The sequence below is a fragment of the Streptomyces sp. 8K308 genome (genome assembly GCF_004348315.1).
Taxonomy (GTDB): Bacteria; Actinomycetota; Actinomycetes; order Streptomycetales; family Streptomycetaceae; genus Streptomyces.
The window spans coordinates 1-11,096 of record NZ_SMKC01000243.1 but is presented as its reverse complement, the minus strand read 5'-3'; the positions used below and the strand labels follow the sequence as shown (position 1 = coordinate 11,096).

The 11,096-nt window shown below is 70.3% G+C and carries 10 protein-coding genes and 1 pseudogene; 5 read left to right on the top strand and 6 right to left on the bottom strand.

Annotation, left to right across the window (positions count from 1 at the left end; genetic code table 11):
- From E1265_RS26220 to E1265_RS26205, 4 genes and pseudogenes are all read right to left on the bottom strand, one after another.
- Window positions 1-186: pseudogene (locus tag E1265_RS26220) on the bottom strand (hypothetical protein); the annotation flags it as partial.
- Window positions 183-1,124, bottom strand: coding sequence for a sugar ABC transporter permease (locus E1265_RS26215; protein WP_132933478.1), 942 nt, complete (start codon window positions 1,122-1,124; stop codon window positions 183-185). The pseudogene E1265_RS26220 and the gene E1265_RS26215, both read right to left, overlap by 4 nt.
- Complete coding sequence (locus E1265_RS26210) at window positions 1,124-2,437, bottom strand: ABC transporter substrate-binding protein (protein WP_132933477.1); 1,314 nt, start codon at window positions 2,435-2,437, stop codon at window positions 1,124-1,126. Before E1265_RS26210 ends, E1265_RS26215 begins: the two co-directional genes overlap by 1 nt.
- Window positions 2,434-4,803: a beta-galactosidase gene (locus E1265_RS26205; RefSeq protein ID WP_243741117.1), complete on the bottom strand. Its 2,370-nt coding sequence runs from the start codon at window positions 4,801-4,803 to the stop codon at window positions 2,434-2,436. The genes E1265_RS26210 and E1265_RS26205 overlap by 4 nt, the downstream gene beginning before the upstream one ends.
- 232 nt (window positions 4,804-5,035) lie before the next feature.
- Between E1265_RS26205 and E1265_RS26200 the strand changes: the two genes are divergently transcribed.
- The 5 genes from E1265_RS26200 to E1265_RS26180 all read left to right on the top strand — a co-directional run bounded on the left by E1265_RS26200 (window position 5,036) and on the right by E1265_RS26180 (window position 7,815).
- Window positions 5,036-5,362 (top strand): hypothetical protein, encoded by a 327-nt coding sequence (locus E1265_RS26200; protein ID WP_132933476.1) that lies wholly within the window; start codon window positions 5,036-5,038, stop codon window positions 5,360-5,362.
- 76 nt (window positions 5,363-5,438) lie between these two features.
- A complete protein-coding gene (locus tag E1265_RS26195) occupies window positions 5,439-6,161 on the top strand; it encodes an FCD domain-containing protein (RefSeq protein ID WP_132933475.1) in 723 nt (240 codons plus the stop codon).
- Window positions 6,162-6,346: 185 nt separating this feature from the next.
- Window positions 6,347-6,829, top strand: a complete 483-nt coding sequence (locus E1265_RS26190; RefSeq protein WP_165953881.1) for a hypothetical protein — start codon at window positions 6,347-6,349, stop codon at window positions 6,827-6,829.
- 171 nt (window positions 6,830-7,000) lie between these two features.
- On the top strand, window positions 7,001-7,396 hold the full coding sequence (locus E1265_RS26185) for a hypothetical protein (RefSeq protein WP_132933473.1): 396 nt from the start codon (window positions 7,001-7,003) through the stop codon (window positions 7,394-7,396).
- A gap of 2 nt (window positions 7,397-7,398) precedes the next feature.
- Window positions 7,399-7,815, top strand: coding sequence for a hypothetical protein (locus E1265_RS26180; protein ID WP_132933472.1), 417 nt, complete (start codon window positions 7,399-7,401; stop codon window positions 7,813-7,815).
- A gap of 471 nt (window positions 7,816-8,286) precedes the next feature.
- Here E1265_RS26180 and E1265_RS26175 read toward each other — a convergent pair whose 3' ends face one another.
- Window positions 8,287-9,330, bottom strand: coding sequence for a magnesium and cobalt transport protein CorA (locus E1265_RS26175; protein WP_132933471.1), 1,044 nt, complete (start codon window positions 9,328-9,330; stop codon window positions 8,287-8,289).
- A 111-nt stretch (window positions 9,331-9,441) separates the two neighbouring features.
- Entirely contained in the window at window positions 9,442-10,590 is a 1,149-nt protein-coding gene (locus tag E1265_RS26170; protein WP_132933470.1) for a magnesium and cobalt transport protein CorA, read from the bottom strand.
- Between the last annotated feature and the right edge of the window lie 506 nt (window positions 10,591-11,096).

Below are 11,096 nucleotides of genomic sequence, written 5' to 3'. Positions count from 1 at the left end.
GGCGAAGATGTCGCTGCGTTGCTTGACGGACGAGAACAGGGCCCACGCCAGGGGGAACAGCCAGAACGCCGACGCCAGGACGAGTCCGGCGTAGAGCACGACGCGACCGGGGCGGGCCGGGCGCGAACGGTTGGCCCCTCGCCGGTTCCGTACCGACGTGGTGGGCGGGGCGGCGGTTGTGGTCATCGGTTCTCTCCCGCTCCGAACACTCGGATCGCGATCCGCCCCAGGAGAAAGACCGCGACGAACATGACCACGCCGGCGGCCGAGGCGTAGCCGAGCTCCTGACGCTGGAAGGCGGCGCGGTAGATGAACTGGGCCACGGACATGGTGGACTCGCCAGGACCGCCCTGGGTCAGCAGGAAGGGCTCCTCGAAGATCTGCGCGGTGGACACCAGGACGGTGACGCCGATGAACGCGGTCACCGGGCGCAGCTGCGGGAGGGTGACGCTCCAGAAGCCGCGGATCGGGCCCGCCCCGTCGATCTGGGCGGCCTCGTGCAGCTCGCGGGACACGTTCTGCAGGCCGGCGAGGAAGAACATGGTCAGGTAGCCGGTCCAGCGCCACAGCACGAGGATGATCACCACGACCTTCGCCCAGAGCGGTGAGGTCAGCCATTCGATGCCGGGACTGCCGAGGGTGGCCTGGGTGAGGCCGTTGACGAGGCCGAACTGCTGGTCGAAGAACAGGCCGAAGACCAGCGCGACGACGATCGGGGACACGACCACCGGCAGGAAGAAGACGGTGCGGAAGAAGTCCCGGAACCTGAGCCCGCGGGCGTCGAGCGCGAGGGCGATCATCAGCGACAGCGGCAGGACGACGCACATCGTGCCGACGGTGAACACGGTCGTGTTGGAGACGGCGGTGTAGAAGCTCGAGTCGTCGAACAGTCGGGCGTAGTTCTCGAGCCCCACCCATTCCGGGGTTCCGACGCCCGCCCAGCTGGTCATGGAAAGGAAGGCGCCGATGGTGACCGGGACGACCATGAAGAGCAGGAACAGGACGTAGAACGGGGAGATGAAGAGGTACGGCGCCCACGTCCGGGCGCGTGAGGCGCGTTGTCCGGCGGGGGGTGGGACCGCCGCCGGGGCGACCCTCGTGTCGGAGGTGTCGATCACGCTCATCAGGACCTCACCTGTCGGCGGTAGGAATCCGTGGCCTCTCTGATCACTTGGGCGGGGGTCAGATCGCCGTCGTAGAGGCCCAGCATCTGCGCGCCCATCGCCACCACCAGCGCCTCGTTGTTCTCCGACAGGAAGAACTCCGGCATGTCCTCGGCCGCTCGGGCGTACTCCGGGAAGGACTGCTGGCCGCCGAGGAACTCGTCGCGGTGGGACGTGAACTCGGGCGCGGTGTAGAGCGAACGAAGGGTGGGCAGGAACCCGCCGGTCTGGAAGCGGAGCAGTTGGCCCTCGGGGGTGAGGAAGACCCTGCGCAGCAGGTCGAGCGCGGCCTCGCGTCCTGGGTTCACCGCGGACACGGTGAAGCCCGTGCCGCCGAGGGCGGACGCGATGTGGCCGCCGCCGCTGAAGCGCGGCAGCGTCCGCAGCCGCCACTGCCCGGCCTGTTCCGGGGCGTTGGCCTCAAGGCCGTAGACCCGGTACCACGACGGCATGGTCACGGCGACGAGCAGTCCTGACTTGATGGCGGCGGCCGCCGCCGCGCCGTAGGGATCCCCGACGACCATGAACGAGCCGTTGGCGACGCCCCGTTGGATGATGTCCAGCGCCTCGGCGGACTCGTCGGTGTCGATGGTGAGGTTGCCCTCGGCGTCGAACGGGCTGCCGCCGCGCTGCACCAGCAGCTGCAGATAGGTGTTGTACAGCGAGGTGTTGTCGCCGTTGGAGACCATGCCGATCGACTTGCCGGTGGCCTGGTTGAGCCGGCCTCCGATCTCCAACATCTCGTCCCAGGTGGCCGCGTCCGTCGGAAGCCCGGCCTGGTCGAACTCGTCCGGCCGGTAGTAGAAGACCGAGATCGCCGTGTCGGAGTCCAGGCCGTACAGGCGTCCGTTCAGGCTGTAGGGCCCGCGGCGCAGCAGGTCGTCGCCGAACGGCTCGGCGATCTCCGAGAGGTCCAGGAACAGGGACTCGGCGAGGTCCCCCTTCATCACCCGGGGGAACTCGGAGATGATGATGCCGAGCAGGTCGGGCGGGGAGCCGTCGGCCATGAACTGGGTGATGGTGCGCGTCAGCAGGTCGGAGCCCGAGGCGGCGGTGACCTCGAGGGAGGGCGCGTACGCCGACCCGCGCATGATGCTCCGGTCGCTCAGGGCGGCCTGGAACGTCGCGGTGTAGCTCGGGTCGTGGGTCCACAGCCTGAGACCGACCGCGCCGTCCGTCACCGGCTCGGCGGGGGTCGCGGTCGCGCACCCGGTGGCCAGCGCCCCCATCCCGCCCAGCACGGCGAGGAATCGGCGTCGACTCAGCCCGCTCACGGCGCACCGATTTCGACGGTGGCGCGGTGGACGGGGACCAGCCTGGCTTCCTCAAGACGCAGGGTGACCTCGGTCGGGCGCAGGTGGTCGGGCACGTGGATCTTCGCGGTGGGATCGAACGGGAGCAGCCGCAGGATCAACTCGGCGCCATCCTCCAGGGCCGCTCGGTGCCGGGTGAGGTCGATCTCCCAGGGGGATCCGTTCCAGTACTGGTCGGCCACCAGGGTGCCGTCGATCTCGGCGCGGGCCGCGTCACCGACCCAGTCGAGCCGCAGCAGCAGTCGGTGGGCCGTGGTGAGGGCCGCACGGTCGAACTCGACGCGGTGGGCGGCGGCGAGGGCGTAGTCGTCGGCGGTGGGAGCGGCCGCGCGCTTCAGCGGACCGCCGATCCGCTGTGGCGCCGGCCCCTTGGCGGCGGCGAGTTCGACGAGCTCGACCTCCGGCACGACCGCGGGTGCGTCGATCTCGAAGCGGGCGAAGATCCCCCTCCCCCCGGTCGCTCGCAGCCCCAGCGGCGAGGGCGCCAGGGCGACGGTGCCGGTCGGTGCGGGATGGACGAGCAGCGTGCCGCCGGCGGGGCCGCTCTCGACGTGCAGTCGCTGCCCGTCGGGCACGACGTGGATGCCGTCTCCGACGAGCAGCCGGCGGGCTGCCCACAGCTCTCCGATCGTGGTGTGGCGGGCGGTGTGCTCGTCGAGGACCAGCAGTCGCAGCGCGTCCAGGCGGATGAGCGCGTCCGGTCCTGGGTGCGGCACCCGGATCCGGGTGCGGCCGGCGCCGAGGTCGTCCACGATGACGCCGGGCCCCTCGACCGATGCCGGGTCGACGCCGGTGAGAACCAGCTCGACCGGGATGCCGGCGGTGCGGCTCAGCACGACCAGGTCGTCGTCCAGGACCGTGACGAGTTGGGCCGTGGCCGACTCCAGGGTCGCCGCGCCGGGCAGCGGCCAGCGGAAGGGCCAGGCGAAGTAGGCGCCGGAGGGTATGTCGACGGGATCGACGGGCAGTTCGAGCGGTCCTTCAGGACCGTCGAGCCGGAACCGGACGGCGCTGTGCGCCGCCGGTGTCTCCCCGGCGGGCTGGTGCGTGTTGACGAACAGCATCCCTGACGTGCCGTCGGTGCGCACGGCCCAGCGCAGCGTCTCCCGGTCGTCGAGGTCCCGGGGGCCCTCGACCGGTTCGACGAGCCCCATCGGGGCCAGTCGCTCGCCCGCCGCCGCGAGCAGGTGGTGCTGCAGCCGGAGTAGCTCGTAGCTGGGGCGGACCTGACCGTACTCCCCGAGGGGCGCCTGGAAGTCGTAGCTGATGACCGGCAGGTCGTTGGGGTAGCCGGTGTCGATCGACTCCTGCATGGGGGTCGCGGCGTCGGTGACGTGGGAGCCGCCCTGGTACATGTAGTAGCCCTGCCAGGTCGATCCGGAACCGATCTTGGTGAGCGCCAACGCCGCCACGTCGTCCGGCGGGACGAGGGGGCGGCGGTGGTACGTCACCTGGACGCCGCCGCCGAGCTCACAGGTCGCGTACGGGTAGCGGTCGAGTTCCGGGCCCTTGCCCGCGCTGGGCAGGGGGCGCAAATCAGCACCCACGGTGTGGTCGTCGCGCAGGGGGGTGAAGAAGAAGTGCCGCCCGTTGTGCCGGGCCCATCCCGGGTGGGCGTCGTCCCACGGCGCCTCGGCATACCCCGCGTAGAGCGGCAGGAACTCGTCGGCGGGCAGGTCCGCGCCGCCCCAGGCCGTCGCGGTCCACAGCGCCGGGGTGATCCCCGCCTCCTGGGCCATCCGCTTGAGGGTGCGCAGGTGCTCGGGCTGGTCGTACAGCTCGTTCTCGACCTGGACGGCGACGATCGGCCCGCCCTGCGCGTGGTACAGCCCGTCGAGCTCGGCGCCGATCCGCGCGTAGTAGGGCCGGACGAGGTCGAGGTAGGCGGGCTCGTCGGTGCGGGTTCGGGTGCCCGAGTGCTGAACCCACTCCGGGAAGCCGCCGTAGCGGGCCTCGCCGTGCGACCAGGGGCCGATCCGCACCACGGCGTCCAGGCCACAGGCGGCGGCCAACTCGACGAAGGCCCGGACGTCGCGGTTGCCGTCGAACCGGAACTCACCCCGGCGTTCCTCGTGGTGGTGCCAGAACAGGTAGGTCGCGACGGTGTCGATCCCCCCGGCCCGCATGCTGAGCAGTCGCTCCGGCCAGTCGGCCCGGGGGTAGCGGGTGAAGTGCATCTCGCCCATCACCGGAAACCAGGGGCGCCCGCCACGCGACAGATGGGTGCTGGTCGCGACGATCCGATCTGCTTGCCCTTCGGGCTCGCCCATCCTGAGATGGCCGGCGAGCGGCTCCCTGGGTGGGCGCAGGGTCAACGTGTACACCATCGGTCTCCTTGCCTCGGCGCCGGGCCCTGGGTCGGGCCGTCCGGCCGGCCGGTGTCAACGATGAAGGCAAGTTAAATCATAATTTCTTAATAGAGAACCCCTTGCGCCAGCCCGCATCCCTCGACTAAGCAATAATTCATACTTTACTAAAACAGCTCGGTGTGGTGCGGCGCGGCTCCGCCCCAAGGGGCCACGGACGTCGGCCACACGCCCGGTCACACAGGAGAACCGCGTGCTCATCGGCGCCAGCTACTACCACGAGTACCAGCCCTACGAGCGACACGAGCGCGACCTCGACCCGATGGTCGCGGCGGGCTTCACCGTGATCCGGGTCGGCGAGTCGACAATGCAGCACGATCAGCGGGCCCGTACCGCTCCGGGCCGCGACCGGCACCGACCTCCCGGAACTGAGCCTGCCGGCGCCCGCGCCAATCCCGGCTGCACCCGCACGGAACTGGTCGACGAGCGGCTGACCGCAACTCCGACCCGGCGATGGAACAGACCGTCATCTACACCCTTCATCGGGGGAGCCCCGAACAGCGTCAAGATGTATTCATAATTAATGCCTACTGCTAGTCTGGGGGTACCAGGCCTTCACATCCGGAGCCCGCGCAGAACCCGAGGAGAGACCCGCCATGGCGTCGTACACCGGCAGAGGCGTCCACGGGCAGGTCGTCCACGTCCTCGGCCTGCGCATCGTCGGCGGTGAGGTGCCCGAGGGGGCCACCCTCGACATGCGCGCCCTCGGGGAGGAGCTCGACGTGAGCCTCACCGTGATGCGCGAGTCCATGAAGGTTCTCGCCGGCAAGGGGCTGATAGACGCGCGCCAGAAGCGCGGCACCTTCGTCAGGGAGCGCCGCGACTGGAACCTGCTCGACGCGGACATCATCCGTTGGCAGGTCGAGAGTGGCGCCGGACAGCGCCTCATGCGTGACCTCGCCGAGGTACGCGCGATCGTCGAGCCGGCCGCCGCCCACCGCGCGGCCCTCAACCGGACAGCGGACGACCTGCGAGCACTGGAGACCGCGCTCGACGCGATGGCCCGCGCCCACGCGCGTTCCTCCGCGGATGCCGCCGAGGCGGACGCCGCGTTCCACCGCGCGCTGCTCTCCGCCACCGGCAACGAGATGCTCGCGCGCATGGACCTCCTCCTCGAGCCCGGGCTGCGCGAACGCGACCGGGTCGTCCACTCCCACGATCAGGCCAACGACCCCGTCCCCAGCCACCGGGCCGTCCTCGACGCGATCCGCGACCAGGACCCCGCCCGCGCGGAGCTCGCCATGCTCGACCTCCTCGCCAAGGCCACCCACGACCTCGACAGGATCACCGGCGGAGCCGCCGTGCCCCACCGGCCCTGATCGCCCTCCCCTCGCCATACCCCACTGAGCTGCGCCCCTCCCACCGTGCCGCTGGCCGGCGGCCGCCAGTGGGGCGAGGCGATCAGCGGCGCCGGGGCGCCCTCTGGCCGCGTGATGATGACGTCCGGCTCGCGGTGGCCTGATACAGGTGTTTCCCGTGGATGTCGAAGGACCCAGGTCTCGCCGTGATCGCCTCGACGACCGCACACGGCCCGGGCGTGGTTCTCGTCGCGAAGCGAGGGCAGCGGGCCCAGGATGATCGTTCGCAGGCCGCCGCCCTCCACGTTGAGATCACCGTCCAGTTCGACGTCCTGGCCTCGAAGCCGCACGCTGGTCACGGTGACCGCTCCCCGGCGCCCCGCGTCGGCGAAGACGCCGGAGGCGCGGTCGACATGGTCCGCGGTCAGCAGCTCGTGCTCGATGCCCGCCCCTCGCAGCCGTGCGGAGAAGGCCACGGCGTCCGGCGTGGACGTCGCCTCGACCAGTACGGGGAAGCCGTGGGCCGCTTCGACAAGCTCCTCGGCGAAGCTCCAGGCCTGATCCGCCGTGTCGAAATCCGCGTCGTGATCCTCGGCGATCCGCGGGTGGTTCGGCCGGACCCGGACCACGTCCTTGCCGAGCGCCGCGAACTGGCTCCGGCTTGGCTCGTCACCGAGCGCACCGGATGATCCGGTCCACCACGAATCGCCGATCAGCTCCATGACGGTCAGCGCGTCGATCGTCCGGCCCGGCCGGCGCTCCTCGCCAGCCTCCTCGACCAGCAGAGTTCGCTGACTCGCCCGGTCGATGAGCGTGAGATCGACGTCCGGGAACACCCACCCGTCCGGCTGACGGTAGCCGTGCCGGCCACCGTTGCGGGTGTTCAGCTTGGCGATGTCGAAGGCGAGCTTCGAGCCGATCACGACCGCGGACATCGCGAAGACGCGCGCCATAACCTGCGGGTGCGTCGCTTCACGGAGGTGGGCGGCCTCCTTCTCGAAGCGGCCCAACAGGACTTCGGCATGGCGAGCGGAGACGGCGGCCTGCGCCTCGTCGGGGTAGGCCACGTAGACCCGTGCGCGGTCGACCATCGCCGACAGGCCCGCCACGACGACGTCGACGTCGACGTCATGGTCGCCCCGGCCTCCTCCGACGCTGTCTGCCACGATGTCCTGCTGACGTGGACCCGCGCGTGGGTGCCGCGCACAGCCGTGGCTTCAGTAGCCTGCTGTCAGTCGTGTGTCGGGGGGAGCTGAGCGTGGAGAACGTCCTGTCCGTGGCCATCGGGGCCGGCATCGGCCTCATAGGGGTCATGTTCGGCTCCTGGTTCACCACACGCCGGCAGGATCGCATGTGGCTGCGTGAACAGAAGCTGAAGGCCGGGGTCGCCTTCAACGCGGCCGTCGTTCAGCTCATCGACTACCTCCGCGAAACACGGCTGAGTGACGACGGCGCCGGCGGAAACGAGCTGGCGGGCCGGATGCAGGAAGCCCGGTCAGCCCTCTTCCTCCTGTGCGCCGACGACACCGTCGATCTCGCCAACGCTCTCGCGCGTCGGGTCTGGACCTCCCGGCCTTCCGAGGGCAGGGAGGACCGCAGGGCCGAGCACAGGGAGACGGTGGAGCTGCTTCGCCGCTTCACCCAGCAACTCCGGCAAGAGATCGCCAGGACGTAGCCTCGTTGGTGGCGAGGCCAGGCCGTTGCCCTCAGGCAGTTGACGGCCGTTCGACGGTGCGCCGCCGCCTTTACGTCTCCGGGTCAAAGGCCCGTGGCCTGCCGCCCCGGCTTCTCCGACGCAGCCGATGGTCGCGTTGGAACGCCAGCGGCCGACAGCGGCATGGCGGATCTTCGTGGTCGGTCCGCCGCGGGGTCATCGAGCGGGCACAGGATGTGTAGAGGGCTTGCGCAGGGCGGGGATGGGCGCCTGCTCGGGCGGCCGGTGCGGTGCCCTCACCGCCCGCAGCCCGACGGCAGGTTCCTGCGACCGGAGGCTCTGTGCCAGATCTCCCGCTTCCACGGCCGAGCCGGGTCGGTGACCGCGCCGGACGGCCCGGTGGATCCCTGAGACCACCCGAGTGTCGGTAAACGTCTGCCGACACTCGCCGACGCGATCACGAAGCCACGGGTGAGCGCTGTCGCAGGTCGCTCAGAGCCACCGGTTACGGCGGAGAGCCCGGTAGATGACGGTGCACGTGATCACGATGACGGCGAGGACGGCTGGGTAGCCGTAGCGCCAGGTCAGTTCGGGCATGTGGTCGAAGTTCATCCCGTAAACGCCGACGATCATGGTGGGGACGGCGATGAGCGCGGCCATGGCGCTGATGCGGCGCATGTCGGCGTTCTGCTGGAGGCTGAGCTGGGCGATGCTGGCGTTGAGCATGCCCGTGACGAGCTCGTCGAAGCCGCTGATCGTCTCGACGGCGCGCTGGTGGTGGTCGGCGACGTCGCGCAGGTAGGCGGTGACCCGGGTGGGGATGTCCGCGACCGTGCCGGAGGCCAGGCGCCGCAACGGGCCGGTGAGCGGGGCGACGGCTCGCCGGAATTCGAGAAGCTCGCGTTTGAGCTGGTAGATGCGGGCGGCATCGACGGACCGGTCGGGCGAGAACACCTCGGCCTCGAGGTTCTCGATGTCGTTCTGAAAGGCGTCGGCGACCTCCAGGTAGCGGTCGACGACCAGGTCGGCGACGGCATGCACGACCGTGGTGGGGCCGTGGCCCAGTCGGTCGGAGTCGGCCTCCAGCCGGCGGCGCACCCCGTCCAGGGGCGGGGCGCTGCCGTGGCGGACGGTGATGGCGAAGCCAGGGCCGGCGAAGAGCATGATCTCGCCGGTGTCGACGATCTCACTGGTGGCGATGACCTGCTCGTGGTCGACGTGAACGATCGTCTTGAGCACGAGGACGAGGACGTCGCCGTAGCACTCAAGCTTCGGCCGCTGGTGGGCATGGACGGCGTCCTCGACCGCCAGCGGGTGCAGGTTGAACGCGTCGGCGACCTGCTGGATCTGCTCGGCGGTCGGCTCGTACAGGCCGATCCACACGAACCGGCCCCCGCCTTCGCCTATCCGCTTCAGGATCCCGTCAAGACCCACCCGGCCTGGGGCCCGCTCGCCGTCCTCGTACAGGGCACAGTCGACCACCGCCGCCGGCAGTTCCCCACCGCGGTCAGCCGCGCCCTCGTCGCGCCCCGTCATGGACCAGCCCCCTCCCCACGGCTTTCCGACTCCGCCTGCCCCGAGCAGCGTACGCAGAGCCGGCTCCCGTCGTGATCTCGCCTCACCCGGCCGGGCCGGGGCCTTCCGGGGTCAGAGCCAGTCGCGGCGCTTGAAGACGACATAGAGGCTGGCGCACACCACGCCCATCAGCAGCAGGGCGAACGGATAGCCCAACAGCCAGTTCAGTTCGGGCATGTGGTCGAAGTTCATGCCGTAGATGGTGCCGACCAGGGTGGGGGCGAAGAGGATGGCGGCCCAGGAGGAGATCTTCTTGATCTCCTCGTTCTGCGCGTGGCTGGCCTCCGCCAGGGCCTTCATCTCCTCGTTCTGCTGCTGGGTGACCACAGTGGCGTTCACGGTGAGGATGTCCTGCAGGGCCTGCTTGAACCCCTCGACGCGTTCGGTGACGTGCGTGGCGTGGTCGGCGACGTCGCGCAGGTAGCGACGCAGTTCCTCGTCGATCTTGTACTTCTCGAACCCGGCCGAAAGACCGCCAACGATTCCCGCCAACGGGCGGGTGGCGCGCTGGAACTCCACCACCTCGCGGGACAGCTCGTAGATGCGGCGCGAGACCCCGGGGGCGTTGCTGAAGACCTCGGTCTCGATCTCGTCGATGTCGTTCTGCACGCCGGCGACGACCGGCGCGTAGCCGTCGACGACCGCGTCCATGATCGCGTACAGCACCGCCTCCGGCCCGCGCCCCAGGAGGTCGGGGGTGTCCTCCATCCGGGCGCGGACGACGGCCAGGTCAGGAGCGGCGCCGTGGCGGACGGTGATGACGAAGTCCGGGCCGACGAACACGTGCAGCTCGCCGAAGTCGACCTCCTCCGCGGCGTCCATGTACCGCGCCGCGCGCAACACGACGAACAGGGTGTCGCCGTAGCGCTCCAGCTTCGGCCGCTGATGCGCCTCCAGCGCGTCCTCGACCGCCAACGGGTGCAGGTCGAACTCCGCCGCGAGGGAGTGCAGCTCCGCCGGGTCCGGACGGTACAGGCCGATCCACGCCATACCGCCCGGGTGCCTGCGCAGCTCCCTGAAGGTCTCCACCAGCGAGGCGTGGGTGCTGCTGCGCCGGCCCTTCTTGTAGAGCGCCGCGGTGATCACACTGCTCTCACGCTCGCCCGGTGCCGGCGGTGGCTGAGGAGAGGATTGACCGTCCGTGGGAGACGTCGGGGCGGAACGCTTGGCGGGCTTGGAAGGGGTGAACGCGCGCAGGCCGCGCAGACGACGCTCAGACATGGGTGAGGGACCCTTCGGGGGCGGGGAGATCGGGAAAAGTGACGTGACACGCGGCATGCCGCTGGCGCCCCCTGGTCCCTGCTAGGCCCCGGTGTGGGCGGCACCGTGCGGCATGCGACTGGGAGGTTCACCGCTCATCGCGGACTCCACTACCTTTCGACGCAATGCGGACAGAGCCTCTGAGCAGCGTATACCCCCTGGCGTGAGGGCGAGACCGCCGCGGGTGACCCATGCGTCATCTGTACGGGTGAGCGTGCACGACACGACCGCCGATCCGGACGGCCTTCTGTGGAGGGTGGCGCACTGAGCTCCCGCGCCGGCCCAGTCCGCGGCGCGGTTGACGGTACCTCCGGCTGCATCGGCGAGCCCGTTCGGGCCGTCTCGGGCGCGACGGATCCCGTGGCCTCCGCGAGCGCCGGTTACCGTGGCGGTCAACCACTGGCGAAGCGACGGGGAGCGGCGATGCGGATCGCGGTGACAGGGGCGGCGGGCGGTCTGGGCGGGCG

Bases quoted from the DNA above. Each gene is read 5' to 3' on its own strand.
- E1265_RS26170 (WP_132933470.1), bottom strand. From the start codon at position 10,590: ATGTCTGAGCGTCGTCTGCGCGGCCTGCGCGCGTTCACCCCTTCCAAG.
- E1265_RS26215 (WP_132933478.1), bottom strand. From the start codon at position 1,124: ATGAGCGTGATCGACACCTCCGACACGAGGGTCGCCCCGGCGGCGGTC.
- E1265_RS26195 (WP_132933475.1), top strand. From the start codon at position 5,439: ATGGCGTCGTACACCGGCAGAGGCGTCCACGGGCAGGTCGTCCACGTC.
- E1265_RS26175 (WP_132933471.1), bottom strand. From the start codon at position 9,330: ATGACGGGGCGCGACGAGGGCGCGGCTGACCGCGGTGGGGAACTGCCG.
- E1265_RS26205 (WP_243741117.1), bottom strand. From the start codon at position 4,803: ATGGTGTACACGTTGACCCTGCGCCCACCCAGGGAGCCGCTCGCCGGC.